The sequence below is a fragment of the Streptomyces sp. NPDC101165 genome, assembly GCF_044768135.1.
In the GTDB taxonomy this organism is placed as follows: Bacteria; Actinomycetota; Actinomycetes; order Streptomycetales; family Streptomycetaceae; genus Streptomyces.
Map to the genome: position 1 here is coordinate 1 of NZ_JBIWPG010000037.1, position 15,700 is coordinate 15,700.

Genomic DNA, 15,700 nt, shown 5'->3' on the forward strand with positions numbered 1-15,700 from the left:
CCCGAAGGACCAGGCGGCCACTCACTCCGAGCCATCAAACGGCAGGTCACCATCAGCCACACCCAGTCCTCCCGGACCACCAGCATTCTTAAGGGTCACCATGCTCATCGTCACCCGCGAGGGTGACCGCCGCTGCAAGCTCCCACCGCACCAGCGTGCCCTGGTCGCTCTGGTGTACCTGCGCAAGCACGAGCCCTTCGCGCAGATCGCCGCCGGTTTCGGCATCTCGGTCGGCACCGCACATGCCTACACCAGCGCGGTCATCGATCTGCTGGCCGCCCGTGCCCCCGGTCTGCTGCGCGCACTGCGCGAGGAGGATCCCGAGTTCGTCCTGCTGGATGGCACCCTGGCCGAGTGCGACCGCCTCGGTGAGGGCCGGGCCGACTACTCGGCCAAGCACCGCCGGCACGGGGTGAACGTGCAGGTGGTCACCGACCCCCAGAGCGAGGTGTTGTGGCTCTCCCCGGCCCTGCCGGGGCACTGCCACGACCTCACCGCGGCTCGCGCCCACCGCATCATCAGGATCTGCGAACGTCAGGGGGTGCCGATCCTGGCCGATCGCGCTTACAGCGGTGCCGGCGCGTGGGTGACCACACCGGCCAGACGGCCTGCGGGAGGCGAGCTGACGCTCACCCAACAGACCACCAACCGGGCCCTGTCGAGGGCGCGGGCCCCGGTCGAGCGTGGAGTCGCACGACTGAAGTCCTGGCGGATCTTCCGCAAAGCGCGGTGCAGCCCGAATCGAATGACGTCAATTGCAGCAGCGGGGTCAAGCACGAGGGCGCCCAGAGCGTGCTGTGGGGCGCCGACGTCCTCGAACAGCTCGCCGGTGACAGCCACGACGCCCACCTCGCCCGCTCCATCAGACCGGCAAGGTCACCGCCAAGGACACCGGAGAGTAGGGCAGTTACGGCGACGGCCACGATCGGCGAAGCCTCGACAAAGCCGTCGAGGGCGCGATCACGCGCCCGATCCCGAAGACCGCCGGAGCGCAGATGCGCTACCTGGTCAGGCAGCACCGGCGCAGCACTAGGCGCGTGGCCGAGCTGCTCGGCGTCAGCCAGCGCACCGTCGAACGCTACGTGAAGAACCAGATCAAAAAGTCGCGTCCGGAACTCGCCGACCGCCTGCAGCGTGAGGTCCGCACACGCTGGCAGCCGCAGGTCAGGGCCAAGCCGAAGCAGACCGCGGCCACCACCGTCGGCATCATGATCGATGTCCAGGCCCGGTTCGGCTACACCGCCGCCCGCGGCAGCACCGACGACGCCCGCCTACGCCACCTCACCCTCGCCCTGCCACCCGGCCACGCCGCACGCCTCTTCCAGGCCCGGGAGGCCGGCCTCACCGAGGACCAGCTCCGTCAGATCGCCGCCGAAGCCCTGGGCGAGGTCTACTTCCGCGACAACGGCCGCCGCGCCCACGGCCTCGAAGTCGAACTCACCGACCTCCTCGACCTCGAGTTCGAGCTGTAGCCGGTCAGGGGGCCAGACAGGACAGGCACGGGGGCGCCGACGGCCGCTGCCCGTTGTGGTCGCTCTGCTGATGCGCAGTTCCGCGGTCTCCCATAGCGGTTCTTTCCTGGCGATGGGCTGGTCAGGGGACGTAGCGGTTCGCGAACGCTGCATCCTCCGCGCGGCCCGTTGCCCTACGCCGACGGCACCGTCATCGCCGTGACCGGCATCGCCGTGGCGCGGCCGCGCTGACCGCGCCACGATTCGTCAAGGTCGGCAGGACGGCCGGACGGTGAGCAGCTCGGTGCGCAGCACGGGCGTGCCGTCGACGGGCGCCGGGTCCTGCGCAGTTGGTTCGATACCGCCAGCAGCGATCTTGTCGAGCGTCTCCAGGCCGGCGGCACCGACCGTGCCGAACACCGTGTAGTTCGGTCGCAGCGCGGAGTCGCCGTAGACGACGAAGAATTGCGAACCGTTCGTGTTCGGCCCGGCGTTGGCCATCGCCAGCAAGCCGCGCCCGTAAAGGCGACGGGCGCCGGTAGGATCGCTCGGTGCCGGCGGCAGGTCCACCGGCAGCTCGTCCTTGTACTTGTACCCCGGCCCGCCTTCGCCGGTGCTGGTCGGGTCGCCGCACTGCAGGACCTTCAGCGTCGGGTACGCCGTCAGCCGATGGCACACCGTACGGTTGTAGAACCGGTGCTGCGCCAGATGCACGAAGCTCTGGACCGTGCACGGCGCCTTCGCCCGGTCCAGACGCAGCGGGAGCGGGCCCTGGCTGGTCCGGACAGCCACATCGATCGTGCCGTGACTGGGGGTGCGTCGTGGATCGGGCGGCAGGGGTACCGGCCGCGCCGCCGGCTCGTCCGGGGTCTGGGTGTACTGGCAGGGACCGTGCGTGGTTCGCGGCGGGGCATCGTAAGCGGAGGCGGTGGTGCTGCCCCCGGACACGACTAACGCTGCCGCCGCCAATGCGGTCATGAGAGCTCGGTTCATCCTGCACACCCTCCAAAAGATCGTCAGATTTCGGAGCGGTCGCAGTCTAGAGCGCGGCCTGGCGGGCGAGAACCCGCCCGCAAGCCACATCGGGCCATCGTGAGGGGGGTGGTGGTGACCACGAGAGGTTCCTCTGGGCGCCTGGATCGGGACGACAGGCCGGGGCGCAAGGACCGCCCCGGCCTGTCGTCGCTCGCGTCAGTGGCCGGTCGGTGGGAGGAGGGAGAAGATCTTGCTGCCGTTCCTGGCGATCAGCACGTCCTGGTACAGCAGGAGTTGGGGCGTGTCCGAGAGGCCGCCGGGCTGCGGTTTGCCGGTGTCGATGTGCGCGTGCCAGATCTGCTTGCCGGTGCGCAGGTCGAGGCCGGACAGGTCTCCGGCCGGGTTGAAGAAGTACACGGTGGCCTGCCTCGTCGACACCACGGGGGACGCGAGAGATGCCATGGTGTCCTTGCCGGGCATCGTGACGCCCACCGGGCCGGCCCACAGCGTCTTTCCGGTGGTCAGCGAGTAGGCGGAGGCCTGGCCTTTCCAGGACACGGAGATCAGGCGATCACCGGCGACGGCCCAGTTGGCGATGTGCCCCTTGACCTGGTCGGGCAGTGACGTCCGCGTCCCGGAACTGCTGAAGGCGGACAGCTGGAAGTCGTCGCCTGCCGTGTCCGCGGCTCCGGCCAGGACCATCCGGTCGTTGGAGGTCCCGAAGAGCTGCTGCCTGCCGGGAAGAGTCGTGACCTTGTGGGCCTTGCCGGTGGCGGGGTCGAGACGGAAGACGTCGGTGTCGTGCACTTCCTCGCTGTCCTGGGTGCACAGGAGGTAGGGCACACCGCTCAGCACGGCCCGCTGGCACACCTCGCCCTTGGCCCAGGTGTGGCGCCACTTCGTCTGACCGGTCCGCGGGTCGAGGGCCGACATCGTCCGCAGGGACGGGGTGTTCGCCCATACCGCGCCGTCGATGAGCATGGCCGCCTGGCCGGTGCGGTCGTCCTGCGGCATCTCGACCGACCACAGCCGCCGGCCTGTGGCGGCATCGACTGCCATCAGATCGGTGCCGCCGGCGTAGTCCCCGTTGGGCAGGTGCTTCGCCGTGTGGTTGCGGTAGGCGTAGACCACGCCGTCGCGCACGGCGAAGGGGTGGTCGTTCCCGTCGCCTTCGCCGTTGACCTTGACGGTCCACAGCCGCTCGCCGGTGTTGGCGTCCACCTTCGCAACGTCATACTCCGACCCGCTGCAGTACAGTGCGGAACCGTCCGCCAGACAGCCCCGCTCGCTGACGCCTGCCACGCCGCTCTGCCACGGGTGCCAGCCCTGCGGCGACGCCGCCGGCCGCACAGGCCGGCCCTGTTCGGCCGCACCGCCGCCCCACGGGCCGAGCATCGCCCCCGCAGCGATCGCGACGACGGCCACCGCAGCCCCCGCGGCCTGTGAGAAACGACGCCGGCTGCGCCGCCGTACCACCTGCTGCGCCAGGTCCCTTGGCGCGAGCACCCGGTCAAGGGCGACCGCGTGCAGCGTCTCCCGGACCTTCTCCTCCACCCGCTCTGTCGTCATCCCTGGTTCTCCTTCGCCGTGTAACTGAGCGGCCGCAGCTGTTGAGCAGGCCTGTCGGGCTCAAGCTCCGGTACGAGCGACCGGAGCTTCGCGAGTGACCGGTGCGCCGTGCTGCGCACCGTGCCCACCGGGATGCCCAGGAGCGCCGCGACCTCGGCCTCGGGCAGATCCTCGAAGTAGCGCAGTACGACCACGGCGCGCTGGCGCTTCGACAGACGGCCCAGCGCCGCCCACAACGCGATCCGCAGCTCCGGGTCCGCCCCGGCGCCCGCCGGTCCGCCGGACTCGGGCAGGACCCCCACCGTGGTCTCGGCGTGGTGTCTGCGCAGCCGCCAGCGGTTGACCTGCTGGCGGTACAGGATCTGGCGGACATACGCCTCGGGCTGTTCGATGTGAGCCCAACGCCCATAGGCCTTCATCAGCGCGATCTGCAGCAGATCCTCCGCAGCGTGCCGGTCCCCGCCGGTGAGCAGCACCGCGAGCCGCAGCAGCACGGTGGAGCGCATCGCTACGAACTCGTGGAATTCATCGTGGCTCAAGGCCTCCATCGACCCTCCCCTTCTTCACGACCCCCACGACGCGGTGAGCCCCTCGTGGCTATCCCTCAACTGGGCGAGACTGTGCGTTCCTACCAAGCCGGCCACAGCCCTTGGGCCACCGCCGGCCGTGAGGCCGGCCCAGTTCACCAGAACCTCTCGCGGACAAAACAAGGCGGCACCACCTCGGGTGGGCCGGGTGGGCGAACCAGCGGTCGGCGTCAGGGGGCTGCGGGCTGTCCGCTCGCCGTTTCCGTCATGTCGCCAACGATGAGGGTGTCCTCGGGATCCGATCGACGGCGGGTCGGACGGAGGCCGGTCAGGACGATGTGACGGCCGAGGCGAACACGACATCGTTGAGGCACAGGACGAGGCGCGGGCCGATGTCCGAGACAGTTTGCCGTTGGAGGTCGCCAGACCCTCACGTGATCACTCACCATGCCAGGCGCGTCGAGCGGCTCGCGAAGACGCGACACCTCAACGTGCGAGCCCACCAGTCCCAAGGCCGGCGGACATGGCTGCGGACGGTCGCGTCGTCCCCTGTACGCTGCCGGGGCGAGCGACGGCCAGGGCCCGCATCGGGCTGATTGGCCGATGCCAGGGGGCGTTGGCGGTGCGGCGGGCCGCCGTCTCGAGGTCGCCCTGCTGAGTGGTAGGCGGGTGGGGTGCGGACCGGCTCGGCGAGTGGACGGGGCGGTGCCGCGAGGACGGGCACGGTCCCCGCCCGCCCCTGGGCGCGCTCCCCGGCCGCACGGCCGCGCTCCTGCGCTCACGCCGGGCCGACCACGCGGTCCTGTGCGGGGGGGGCGGTACGCGGCGGCGAGTTGGGCCACTGCCGGGTCGGTGCGCGAGCTCCCCGACACGCAGCGCCGCTCCGCCGAACTCCAGTGCCACCGCAGGAAAGCGGGTCGTCATCAGCTGGGCGCAGCCGGGGCCGCCGAACTGGAGGGCGAGCGCGTCGTCCGGGTTCCAGGCGTCGTCGATGACGATAAGCAGCCGTCTGCCGCCGATCCGGCGGTGCAGCGCCTCAGACCAGCCGACCAGGTCTGGGGCGGTTAGCTCCTGGAGGCCGAGTCCGACATGTTCTCCCCACAGTGCCAAGTGCCGTACGACATCGGTGGTTCCGGCTCGTGAGCCCAGGCCTGCCCACAGCACGCCGTCCGAGAAGCGGGCGCGCACATCGTCGTCGTAGGCGAGGTCCAAGGCGAGCGCGGTCTTGCCGACGCCAGGCAGTCCGTACAGGGCGACCGACCCGAGCTGGAGCGCCCCTCCGATCCGGGCGCGGAACTCGTCCCGCCCGACCAGCTCAGAGGGGCGAGGAACGGCGCCGGGACGGGCTCGGGCCGGGGGGATGTGGACGGTGGCATGGTCACCAACCAGTGCGACGTCACTGGCTCGCCCTGGGCGGGGAAGGGGTGCGTGTTCGTCGCCAGCGAAGGTGGTCGTGGGCGACAGCTGTTGCTGCCATGGTGTGCCGATGAATACGACACCGGATGGACGGCCTATCCCACCCCCGCATGCTGACGAGCGGGCCATGCTGGAGGCATGGCTGGACTTTCACCGTGCAACTCTTGCCCTGAAGTGTTCGGGCCTCAAGGATGATCAATTACGGCTTGCTGCAGTGTCACCCTCGTCGATGACGCTGCTCGGTCTCGTTCAGCACGTGGCTGAGGTGGAACGCAACTGGTTCCAGCGTGTATTCGCAGGTCACGATATGCCGCCAGTCTTCGGGAAGAGCAACGTTGACGGCTATGCGCTCCGGCCGGACCGGGGGCTCGACGAGGCGACGGCTGCCTGGCAGGCCGAGGTCGCCCGAGGCCGAGAGCTGATCGCTGACGCGTCACTGGACGATTCCGGTCGCCTGTCCGAACAGGAAGCGGGTTTCGTCGGCGATGAGGGGGTCTCCCTGCGCTGGATCATGGTGCACATGATCGAGGAATACGCACGTCACAACGGTCATGCTGATCTCATTCGCGAGCAGATCGACGGAGTCACCGGCACATGAGATGTGCTTGCGCGGTCGCAACTACCGCGCAAGCACCCGCTCCGGCTCTCAGCCGACGACGGTCTGCTCGGCCAGGGCCTTGGTGTGGGCGAGGCGGTAGGACTCGGTGCCGGTCTGGATGATGGCGCCGCTGAAGGTGAGCCGGTCGACGATCGCCGCGCAGAGCCGGGGGTCGGTGAAGGTCTTCGTCCACCCGGCGTCAGATGACGCGGATGTTCTCCGCTTGAGGGCCCTTCTGGCCTTGGGTGACGTCGAACTCCACGTGCTGGCCCTCGCGCAGTTCGCGGTAGCCCTGAGCGGCGATGTTGGAGTGGTGGGCGAAGACGTCCGGGCCGCCGCCCTCCTGCTCGATGAAGCCGAATCCCTTCTCCGCGTTGAACCACTTCACAGTGCCCTTGGCCATGCCTGTCTCCTCCGAAGGGGTTCGGGCCCGCACGGTGCTGCGGGTCCGGAGGTAATCGCCCTGGTCCGGAGAGGGCTGCACAGCAAAGCGCCCGCAGGCAAGGTGACCGCGGGCGAACGACTTCGGAACCACGACTGCTCTGTGGATTACGCTAATCCCTCTGCTGCGATACCGCAGGCCGAAACGCTGCCAGCCCTGTCGTGTGCCAGTGCAGGCGTTGCCGCGAGCCGCTGAAGGCGACCGCCCGCAGTGACGCCAGGTTCTGCTCGCCGGCGTGCGCCCCGGCAAAACGCTGGTGGCACCGCCACTACGCGGAAGCCGTCGAGTCCAGCTTCCTCCTCACCGAGTGCTGCACAGCCGAGGCGCTGCCTGGCCTGCGGACGCCGGTTCGTCCAGTGGATCCCCGATGCCCGTGATCTCCGCCATCTCCGCCCGGATGCCCTCCACCGGCTTGAGCGCCCGCCGCGTGACCAGCCAGGTCACCCCCGCCACGACCGCGAGCAGGCACGGCAGACCGATCAGTATCGCGCGGGTGGCCTGGTCCAGCGTGGCCTGTTCGTCTGCCGGCGAGGCGCTGGCGTACACGGTGTAGGTACGTCCGTCGTACGTCGTGCCGTGGACGGCCGCGAAGCGGTTCTCGTGGGTCTCGTCGCCGACCTGCACGGTGAGCGCCCTGAGGTCCACGTCGATGCCGACCTTGCCGCGCGCCGGGGTGCTGTCGTGCTCGTCATCTTCGTTGTTCTCGCCGCTCGACGTCGTGCCCTCCCGCTGCCGGCTCATCACCTACAGCAGCGCTGGCCCCTCACCCGTCCTGGTCCACCCTGACGGCACCTTCGTACCGCTCGACCAGGCCACCGACCAGCCGCTGGGAGCCCTCCCCCGTCACGTCCCGCGCCCCAGGCCGCCCTGCCCTACACACCCGGCGACACCCTCGTCCTCTACACCGACGGGCTCATCGAACGACGCGACGAGGACATCGACCTCGGCCTGAACCGCCTAAACTCCCTCGCCGACAATCCCCGGCTCAGCCCGGGCCACCTGGCCGACGTCCTGCTGTCCCGCCTTGGCGTCAGCGGCGGCGGACACGATGACATCGCCTTGATCGTCGCCCGCCTTTAGTGCCCTGCTGCAGCAAGGTCTGAGGCGATCGGCGTCCTGTGCCGTGGCCGACGTGATTGTCGCGTGGGCTGCTTCAACACACGTGCCGCTCGTGCTCCGGCGGGTACAAGTTGCCGTCCCTGAACTGCTCGGCGCCCCAGCGTGCGGCCCACCGTGATCACGGCAGTGCGCAGGAGACGGGCGGTCTTCACCTGGGCGGCGATGTCGTCGAGGGAGGACGGCGTTGCCACGCTGGCGGGCTTCATCGGCGACGAGGGCGCCGCCCTCGGCCTGGTCGAGGACTTCCACGCCCTCGTAGCGATGCTCGCCGAACGCGACCCTAAGATCGTCCATTGGCGCTTCGTTCAGTAACTCGCTCTCAGCCGGAGGCAGCGCCGCCCCGGGGGCAGGGAAAGGTGTCGGGCTCGGTTCCCCACTTGGCGGGATTCTGCCGGTCGGGCAGTATCCCGCAGCTGAGCAGTGTGGCCGTGGCACCGCTCGGCTGGGAGATCTCACGGATGAAGACTGCCTTGTCGGGCGGGTACTTGTTCTTGCCGTCCAGCTGCAGCACGCCGGAAGCGCCGGGGTACTGGGACACACCGTGGGCGGTGAGCCACAGATAGATGTCGTTGGGCTGGACGTCGTGGGAAGCCGGCAGAAGGCTCTCGATGACCTTGCTGACGATGCCCACGGTGTCGAAGCCGCCCGCGGCGTCCGCGTCGCCGCTGCGGCTGCCGAAGACGGTAGCGAAGTCCCGGGTGAACTGCGCGTAGGGATCCCGCGAGTCCTGCGTGGGAGCGTTCGCCGTCTCGTAGAAGAGCGTCATGTACGGGTAGGCGCGCGCTGTCTGTGCGGGATGGAGCTGGAAGTCGATGGGGGCGCTTTCGGAGATCAGGGGGATGGTCGTGCCCTCCGGCGGCTGGCACTGACCGCCGGCACTCTGCATCGCGTTGAGGAGGCTGGGAAGCACTCCGGACCGGCCCAGATAGACGACGATGCCGTGGGTCGCGGCGACCTTGTCGCACACCTCGGTCGCGATGGTGTCCGGTGTGGTCGCTCCCGGCTTCTCACTGTAGGTGACCTCGTCGACGTCGCCGTGCTTGCGGTAGGCGCCCACGACGACGTTCTTCAGGTCCGTACTGAAGTACATGTCGGTCGGGTCGTACACGACAACGGCGTGCGGTGTGCCGCTGGTGAGGTCGTGGACTGCGGGCGAGCGCCGGATGAAGTCGGCGAGGATCGACCCCACTCGCGTGTCGGGCGCCGAGATCTGGAAATATCGCTGAGGTGAGTCGGGTCCGACCATGTTGCTGCCGGACACACCGTTCGCGATGACCGGGATTCCGGCCTGGTCCAGCTCCTGGACCGCGTTGAGCGACTCGGGACGGCTCTGGGTGATGCCGACGACCGCTGCGATGCGATCCTCGCGCTGACGGGTGATGATCATCTGTGCGACGTCCGGGTCCTTCGGCGCCGCGGTGCTGCGCGCACCGTACTGGAAGTACTGGCCGGTGTTCGCGATGAGCAGGCGGATCGGCATCTTGTTCTGGCGGACCCCCGTGTTGAGCTTGTGCTGCTGGGCGATCGCGCCGCGCAGGATTTGCAGTCCGATCGGGGGGTCGTCGTACACCCCGTTCTGCAGGCTCAGGGGCGCGAGGAACACGAGGGTGCGGTAACGCCCGTCGGGAATCTGGGCGTTCTCCTCGGCGACCTGGCGTTCCAGGTCCCGGAGCTCCTCCCCCCGGTGTCCCGGCACGGCAAGATCGCATTGCTTGCCGTCGGTAATGCCCACCCGCTCACCGGTCTTGACCGTCACGCACGAGGGCAGCGCAGGAGGAGGAGCAGGCCAGAGGTAATGCGGGGCAAGGAGGACGCTGGCGGTCGCCACAGCCAGGACGGGCAGGACTGCCGGACGCAGCCAGTCGAGAGAGTGGTTCCTTCGGGCCATGACCCCCGGATCCTTCTCGATCTTGTTCTTCGCCGTGCCCTCCGTGTCGTCCTCGGCCGGCAGCGCAACGAGGCGTACGGGTTCGGCGCTGCCCTCGTTGAGGAACGTGAAGACCTTGTCGGCGATGCCGTTCGGCCGGTCGGAGTCGGCGCCGAGCGGGGCGGCATAGTCCGGGGGCGGTCCTGCGCAGGCGGCTAGGACGAGCAGCGGCCTGGACGGATGATCGCCGGCCAGTTCCTCGAACGTGCCGAGGAACGCCCGACCGGGGCCGTCCACGTTGTCGATCTCCGGGATGAGGATGACGAAGGACCACCGACGCCGGGCCCACAGGTGACTCAGCCAGGTTCTGCCCCGGGTTGCCGTGCGCAGGTCGTTGAGGAGCGCGCGCAGCAGGATGCGCCGCACGCGTGGGTCCTCCCGGTCCAATTCCCCGTCCCGGCAGAAGGCGAGCGCGGCGTCCAGGAAACAGGTCGCGTTGCTCTCGTCCGCGACCCAGCCCAAGCCCCAGTGCCGCAGATAGAACCGGTAACACAGCTTGGGAAAGCCGACGATCACGGCAGCAACGAGCCCTTGGAGCCAGCCGGTCAGGAGATGCTGACCCAGGAAGTCCGCGACGCGAGCGCCGGCGCGCAGCGTTTTCCGCCTTGTCAGCAGTGCCGTGTACAGGCCATCGACGATCGGCTGCTGCTGGGCCTGGAGATCTCCCGTGCCACGCTCCGATTCCAGCACGGCGCGGCAGGTGTGGAAGGCCGGCAACCGTAGACGCCCCGAAGGCAAGGTGAGCTGGAACCGCAGCGCCACTCGGTCGATTGCGGTGAGGAAGCCGCCGGTCAGCTCGGCGTCGTCGACAACCGCGTGTGGCACCTGAAAATGCGAGGTCCCGCGGCCTCGCGACAACCGGTGCTCGTACTCTCGGATCATGAAGCCGGGCGAGCGGGCATCTCCGCCGTCCTGCCTGGTGAGTACCAGGGCCGGCACCCTTTGGGCCTTGGACCTTGTGGCCGCGAAGGTGTCGAGCTGGCGTATCAGACGGTCCGACCACCTGGGGTAGCGCGGTGCCGAGTCATGCCTGGGCGAGTCGTGCACGCATTTCCTCCCGGTGAAGTAGGGAGGTCAACATGCCATGAGTGGTGGCCTTGAAATGACTACTTATCCGCCACTGAGACCTAATGAGTGATTCGGATCGATTCGAGGCCGTCAGTTGTCAGCACCGGGATGCGGGACGTCTGCACGTTGACAGCGGTGCGTCACTTGAGTGGGTTCCGGCTGATCCATCCGCTGACGCACTGTGAGTAGCGAGTCCGCCCTGCCGACCGTATCGACGAGGAGGGCGGTACGGGCGACGATCCCTACGGGGCGGGACCGCGGTGTTGAGGAAAAGTCGAGGAAGAAGACGGCGCAGGCGATCCGGCCTTGGCCGCACCGCTGAACCTGGCCGCCGAGCGGATGCTGGGCGGCACGGCCCGTCGGCTCAGCCGCGCCACCAAGGGTTTCGACGCCGATACCACTGCCGCATTGGAGGAGGTGACCGCCTTCTTCACGATGGCCGGCGCCTCCAAGGGCGGCGGGCTGTACCGCTCCGCGATCGTCGCCCAGCTCGCCGAAGTCGCCCGCCGCATCCAGGACGGCGTCCCCGCCGTCGCTGAAGGCCCGGGCATTCGCCGCGACCGCCGACCTGGCCGCTTTGCCCAGCTGGGTCAGCCATGACTGCGGGCGGTACGCCACCGCCCAGCGCTACTGGTCCCCGCAGGCCCCGCACCCCGGTGCCGGGGCCCACGGTCCAGCCGACGAGGCGGTGTTGCACGGCTAGCCCCCATGACGGTGTAGCGGCCGCGATTCAAGCCGCCATGGGCAGAAGAACAGCGGGTCACCGGTCTTGAATGTGGTTCGCTCCGTCGGCAACTTGGGCTCCGCTGCCGGGGCTTGCACGGCTAACCCCCACTCCCCCACGCTTCGGCACTGTCAGATCCGCTGCCCGCAACCCAAGGGCCGGGACTGCTGCACGCCCCACCCCGCTCGCGCACCCGACACCTGCACCCTCCAAGCCCGAAGGACCACCAACATGCCCCCCCCCGGCCGCACGACGCCTCCTCGCCCGGACCGCCCAGACCGGCGTAGGCGGGCGATGCGCCGACGGCGGTCAGGCCGATCAGGACGGCCAGACCCGCGACGAGTGCCTTCAGCGCTCTCCAGGGCATTTCGCACCCTCAGCAGGCAATGGTGGCCCAGGAGTGGACGGGGAAGGTGCGCGAGCCCGCTTGGCCGCTTGCCAGCACGTCGAGTTCAGCGCCGGTGGTCGGAGCGGTGATCACGAACGACAGCGTAGCCTTGCCGTCGGAGTCGAAGACGCCGGACGCTCCCGAGGCGTAGGTCTTCTGGCCGACGATCCAGTAGTCGACCCAGACTGACCGGCCCGCGTACCACGAGGGCCAGTAGGAAGAACCGTGCGCGACGTTCACCGTCACGATGTCCTCGCGGATATAGGCGTGCCTGCCGCCGACGCCGATGTCGACGGTCTCGCACCGCTGGGAGACGCCGGCCACGGTTACGTAGTCGTTCCACGTCGAGGCGTCGACGTAGGTGGTGTTGTCCAGGGTGCACGGAGCCAGCGGAGCGCTCACGAAGTTGCTGTAGTAGACGCCGACGTCGTGCCACCACACCTGGTAGGTGACGGTCAGTGTCGTGCCCGGTGGCGGGTTGGACATCGAGAAGTTGAACGTGGCGTTCTTCCTGGCGGTGTCGAACGCACCGGTGGCGGTGCCGGTCTTGGTGCTGCCGCTGATGGTGTAGAAGGCGGTGATGGTGGAGTTGGCGGGCGCGTAACCGACGGATTCGACGTTGAGGGTGATCCGGTCGACGGGTATCGCGATCGTCATGGGACCGCTGCCGCTGTTCTGCACGGCGCAGTGCTGGTCCAGGCTGGGCGCGACCGGTCCGCCCGGATCGGCGGAGGCGGATGACGCCCCGGCGGCGGTCAGGCCGATCAGGATGGCGAGAGCGGTGGTCACCGCTCTCCAGGATCTCCAGGTCTTCCAGGTTCTTCGGGTCTTTCGGGCCATCGCGGATGCCCCCCATGTCGTTGGTGCCGGACGCTGCTCTCCACTTGCGGCGGCAGAGACGCCCGTACGGCACCTACGGTTCCTGGCCTGGTGCAGCCCCGCTCAGTCCCAGCGGAAGGACCAAGTACGCGCGCCGACAAGCCACTTGGCGTAGTCCGGAAGGTCCTGCGGGTCGTCGCCCGGCTAGTCCGGGCAGAACGCGAAGTGCTCTACGGCGAGTGCCTCGCGTCGGCGGTGCGATGGCTGGTGGTGCACTTATGCCGATCCCGTCAGGGCAACATCCGCATCAAAGCCCCCAGCCAGGAAGGCAAGCCCTGCGGGAAGCGGAATTCCATGGGGACGTGCCTTCCGGCAGCGAGGGCGTCCATGCCTTCACGGCAGGCGGCCTGAGCGGCGTGTCGTAGCGCACGGCGCCGTTGCGCGCGCGTTGCTCGGGCGTGGTCGAGCCCACCACGCCCATACCGTGCGTGGCTTGGGTGATGAGGCGGATCAGCGCCCTCTTTCCACGGTAGGTCCGCTGCATGATCCAGCCGAGGTAGAGACTCCTGCCGTACGGGAAGACCGTGATGTACAACCGTGTGGTCGGCATCGACGAGGACGATGCGGTTGATGACGGAGCGGGGTCCGTCAAGCACTCGAGCGGCTTCGATGTAGGCAGGTACCCTGCGTGTCTTCAGCGCGCCGATCACCAAAGCCGGGCGTCATGGTGGAACGGCACGGTTGCGTGATCACCGTCCACCGGGCCGTCGATCTGCCGGAGCACGTCATCCCCCCGGCAGGTGAAGCCCGATGCGGGCGGCAGCCGGCAGTTGGAGCGGGTGGCGCTGTCGGCGCACATGCAGACCGGCTCGACCTTCGACTACCTGACCGATGAGACGTGGACCCCCACGTCCTTGGTGTTCCGGGCCTTCCTGGAGCTGAAGCACCTTCCGGACACCTTCGCCCCCTTCGAGGCAGAAGGTGAAGCCTGGCGCTGTCAATCCCCTCGTTTCGTGGAGACCTTCCCATACAGCCGGCTCCTGGGTGAGGCCGGCCCAGTAGTCGTGTTCGTAGTCGATCGGGCTCCGGCTTTCGCATGTCCGGGCTCAGACCGTGCCGCCGGGCTCGTCGGCTTCGGCGAGGATGCGGTAGACGGTGGCGACCGAGGGACGTTGGCCCGTGTTCTTGCCCGAGGGATACGACTCAGATACGCGCCAAACGGGCAATGCATCAGCTTGAAGCCGCGCGGTGGGCTGAGAGCTACGAGTCCTCGATGATCCCGCGGACGGTAACGGGCTGGCCGTCGGTGCAGTCGTCGACTCGCTGCCGGGTCTCGCTGAGCGCCCCGACCGGGTGAACCCGCAGGCGGCTTGCACGTTCTTCGAAGGCCACATAAGTTACCGTTGAGTAGGAACCAAGAGGGCGCCTGCCCTCTGCCCCGAGGAAGGATTCGCCGTGCCCACCCTTGAACGCCAGGAGAATGTCTTCGTTCTCAGCCTCGGGGATGGCGAGAACCGATTCCACCCCGACTGGATCGCCTCGGTCAACGGCGCCCTGGACGAGGTAGAGAAGACCGAGGGGCCGCGCGCCCTGGTGACAGCCGCCTCGGGGAAGTTCTACTCCAACGGCCTGGATCTGGACTGGCTGTCCGCCCACGCCGACCACTACCTGGACTACGTCAATTCTGTCCACGAGCTCTTCGCGCGGATGCTGTCCCTGCCGGTGATCACCGTGGCCGCTCTGCAGGGACACACCTTCGCCGCGGGCGCGATGTTCTCCCTGGCCCAGGACTTCCGCGTGATGCGCGGTGACCGCGGCTTCTGGTGCCTGCCGGAAGCCGACATCAACATCCCCTTCACGCCGGGGATGTCCGCCCTGATCCAGGCGCGGCTGGCCCCGCAGACCGCACACGAAGCCATGACCACCGCCCGCCGCTACGGCGGCCACGACGCCCAGGCCGCCGGGATCGTGGATCGAGCGGTGGACGAGGGCGCGGTCCAGACAACCGCCATCGATATCGCCCAGGCACTGGTGGGTAAGGCGGGAGACACCCTCGGCGCCATCAAGGCCCTTATGTACGCCCCGGTACTGGCCGTCCTGCGCGAGAAGAACAACCCCCTCGGCTGACGCCGGAGCGGGGGGCGAAGCAGCTGCTGGCGGAACTGCCGGCTGCACCCCAGAAGGGGGTTACACCGCCATCGACGGCACGGCAACGGCCTCGGCCCACATCGCTGGCCTGGCCGCCCTCGTCCTCGCCCACCACGATGTCTTCCACGGCCAGCTGCTGCCCCGCGGCATCGGCCGGGTCCAGCATCTCGGACGCAGCCTTCACCGGACGCGGCCTGCCCGACGCCCTCACCGCCCTCGGCCTCACCCCCGGCACACAACTCGCCCCAGCCCTGACAGCCTTCGCCCCCACCATGACCGGATAGATCCCCAACCCGCGAGCTACCGCACGGACGGCACTCGCCCGAAAGGGCGCGTGCCGGTCGGTCTGGAGGCCGATTCGGAAATCGTCGGCGGCAGGCAGGAGCGACGGGCGACGGGCGACGGGCGACGGCAGGAAGAAACTCGACGAACGGCTCATCCCGCTGTGGTGGAACTCGAGCCTGCCCCGCCAGCCATCGCCAGCCGCCTGGACATCTCCTGTCTGCACACGATCGACCGATAGGCAGCC

At 68.7% G+C, this 15,700-nt stretch carries 13 protein-coding genes and 4 pseudogenes; 7 read left to right on the plus strand and 10 right to left on the minus strand.

Annotated features, from left to right (window positions below; all coding sequences use genetic code 11):
- Window positions 1-100: 100 nt before the first annotated feature.
- A pseudogene (locus ACIRVH_RS44760) lies at window positions 101-766 on the plus strand (transposase family protein); the annotation flags it as partial.
- Between the two features lie 169 nt (window positions 767-935).
- Window positions 936-1,472: pseudogene (gene tpg / locus ACIRVH_RS44765) on the plus strand (telomere-protecting terminal protein Tpg); the annotation flags it as partial.
- Between the two features lie 246 nt (window positions 1,473-1,718).
- Here the strand turns inward: tpg and ACIRVH_RS44770 are convergent.
- From ACIRVH_RS44770 to ACIRVH_RS44785, 4 genes are all read right to left on the minus strand, one after another.
- A complete protein-coding gene (locus ACIRVH_RS44770; RefSeq protein ID WP_403966334.1) occupies window positions 1,719-2,444 on the minus strand; it encodes a peptidylprolyl isomerase in 726 nt (241 codons plus the stop codon).
- A 198-nt stretch (window positions 2,445-2,642) separates the two neighbouring features.
- Window positions 2,643-3,995, minus strand: a complete 1,353-nt coding sequence (locus tag ACIRVH_RS44775; protein ID WP_403966337.1) for a PQQ-binding-like beta-propeller repeat protein — start codon at window positions 3,993-3,995, stop codon at window positions 2,643-2,645.
- The gene (locus tag ACIRVH_RS44780; RefSeq protein WP_403966340.1) at window positions 3,992-4,543 is read right to left on the minus strand and encodes a SigE family RNA polymerase sigma factor; all 552 of its coding nucleotides are present in this window, start codon (window positions 4,541-4,543) and stop codon (window positions 3,992-3,994) included. Before ACIRVH_RS44780 ends, ACIRVH_RS44775 begins: the two co-directional genes overlap by 4 nt.
- A 465-nt stretch (window positions 4,544-5,008) precedes the next feature.
- Window positions 5,009-6,067 (minus strand): NB-ARC domain-containing protein, encoded by a 1,059-nt coding sequence (locus tag ACIRVH_RS44785; protein WP_403966343.1) that lies wholly within the window; start codon window positions 6,065-6,067, stop codon window positions 5,009-5,011.
- Here ACIRVH_RS44785 and ACIRVH_RS44790 point away from each other — a divergent pair.
- Window positions 6,009-6,536: a DinB family protein gene (locus ACIRVH_RS44790; protein ID WP_403966346.1), complete on the plus strand. Its 528-nt coding sequence runs from the start codon at window positions 6,009-6,011 to the stop codon at window positions 6,534-6,536. The genes ACIRVH_RS44785 and ACIRVH_RS44790 overlap by 59 nt on opposite strands.
- A 48-nt stretch (window positions 6,537-6,584) precedes the next feature.
- Here the strand turns inward: ACIRVH_RS44790 and ACIRVH_RS44795 are convergent.
- The 3 genes and pseudogenes from ACIRVH_RS44795 to ACIRVH_RS44805 form a co-directional block, all read right to left on the minus strand.
- Window positions 6,585-6,749, minus strand: a pseudogene (locus ACIRVH_RS44795) (ATP-binding protein); the annotation flags it as partial.
- Complete coding sequence (locus ACIRVH_RS44800) at window positions 6,736-6,939, minus strand: cold-shock protein (RefSeq protein WP_403966349.1); 204 nt, start codon at window positions 6,937-6,939, stop codon at window positions 6,736-6,738. The pseudogene ACIRVH_RS44795 and the gene ACIRVH_RS44800, both read right to left, overlap by 14 nt.
- 339 nt (window positions 6,940-7,278) lie before the next feature.
- Window positions 7,279-7,719 (minus strand): hypothetical protein, encoded by a 441-nt coding sequence (locus tag ACIRVH_RS44805; protein ID WP_403966352.1) that lies wholly within the window; start codon window positions 7,717-7,719, stop codon window positions 7,279-7,281.
- On the opposite strand from ACIRVH_RS44805, the pseudogene ACIRVH_RS44810 reads away from it, so the two are divergent.
- Together ACIRVH_RS44810 and ACIRVH_RS44815 are read left to right on the plus strand one after the other, a co-directional pair.
- Window positions 7,706-8,058: pseudogene (locus ACIRVH_RS44810) on the plus strand (PP2C family protein-serine/threonine phosphatase); the annotation flags it as partial. The gene ACIRVH_RS44805 and the pseudogene ACIRVH_RS44810 sit on opposite strands and share 14 nt — an antisense overlap.
- A gap of 153 nt (window positions 8,059-8,211) precedes the next feature.
- Window positions 8,212-8,409: a hypothetical protein gene (locus tag ACIRVH_RS44815; protein ID WP_403966355.1), complete on the plus strand. Its 198-nt coding sequence runs from the start codon at window positions 8,212-8,214 to the stop codon at window positions 8,407-8,409.
- A 7-nt stretch (window positions 8,410-8,416) separates the two neighbouring features.
- On the opposite strand, the gene ACIRVH_RS44820 is transcribed toward ACIRVH_RS44815, so the two are convergent.
- Window positions 8,417-10,849, minus strand: a complete 2,433-nt coding sequence (locus tag ACIRVH_RS44820) for an ABC transporter substrate-binding protein (RefSeq protein ID WP_403966358.1) — start codon at window positions 10,847-10,849, stop codon at window positions 8,417-8,419.
- Between the two features lie 549 nt (window positions 10,850-11,398).
- On the opposite strand from ACIRVH_RS44820, the gene ACIRVH_RS44825 reads away from it, so the two are divergent.
- A complete protein-coding gene (locus ACIRVH_RS44825; protein ID WP_403966361.1) occupies window positions 11,399-11,692 on the plus strand; it encodes a hypothetical protein in 294 nt (97 codons plus the stop codon).
- A gap of 500 nt (window positions 11,693-12,192) precedes the next feature.
- Here the strand turns inward: ACIRVH_RS44825 and ACIRVH_RS44830 are convergent, their stop codons facing one another.
- Together ACIRVH_RS44830 and ACIRVH_RS44835 are read right to left on the minus strand one after the other, a co-directional pair.
- On the minus strand, window positions 12,193-12,993 hold the full coding sequence (locus ACIRVH_RS44830; RefSeq protein WP_403966364.1) for a hypothetical protein: 801 nt from the start codon (window positions 12,991-12,993) through the stop codon (window positions 12,193-12,195).
- A gap of 337 nt (window positions 12,994-13,330) precedes the next feature.
- Entirely contained in the window at window positions 13,331-13,633 is a 303-nt protein-coding gene (locus ACIRVH_RS44835) for a hypothetical protein (protein ID WP_403966367.1), read from the minus strand.
- A gap of 845 nt (window positions 13,634-14,478) precedes the next feature.
- Between ACIRVH_RS44835 and ACIRVH_RS44840 the strand changes: the two genes are divergently transcribed.
- Window positions 14,479-15,150, plus strand: coding sequence for an enoyl-CoA hydratase-related protein (locus ACIRVH_RS44840; RefSeq protein ID WP_403966370.1), 672 nt, complete (start codon window positions 14,479-14,481; stop codon window positions 15,148-15,150).
- Window positions 15,151-15,700: the final 550 nt, after the last annotated feature.

Coding starts and splice junctions, on each gene's coding strand:
- ACIRVH_RS44835 (WP_403966367.1), bottom strand. CDS start 13,633: ATGCCGACCACACGGTTGTACATCACGGTCTTCCCGTACGGCAGGAGT.
- ACIRVH_RS44770 (WP_403966334.1), bottom strand. CDS start 2,444: ATGAACCGAGCTCTCATGACCGCATTGGCGGCGGCAGCGTTAGTCGTG.
- ACIRVH_RS44805 (WP_403966352.1), bottom strand. CDS start 7,719: ATGAGCCGGCAGCGGGAGGGCACGACGTCGAGCGGCGAGAACAACGAA.
- ACIRVH_RS44785 (WP_403966343.1), bottom strand. CDS start 6,067: ATGGCCCGCTCGTCAGCATGCGGGGGTGGGATAGGCCGTCCATCCGGT.
- ACIRVH_RS44800 (WP_403966349.1), bottom strand. CDS start 6,939: ATGGCCAAGGGCACTGTGAAGTGGTTCAACGCGGAGAAGGGATTCGGC.
- ACIRVH_RS44775 (WP_403966337.1), bottom strand. CDS start 3,995: ATGACGACAGAGCGGGTGGAGGAGAAGGTCCGGGAGACGCTGCACGCG.
- ACIRVH_RS44780 (WP_403966340.1), bottom strand. CDS start 4,543: ATGGAGGCCTTGAGCCACGATGAATTCCACGAGTTCGTAGCGATGCGC.
- ACIRVH_RS44790 (WP_403966346.1), top strand. CDS start 6,009: ATGAATACGACACCGGATGGACGGCCTATCCCACCCCCGCATGCTGAC.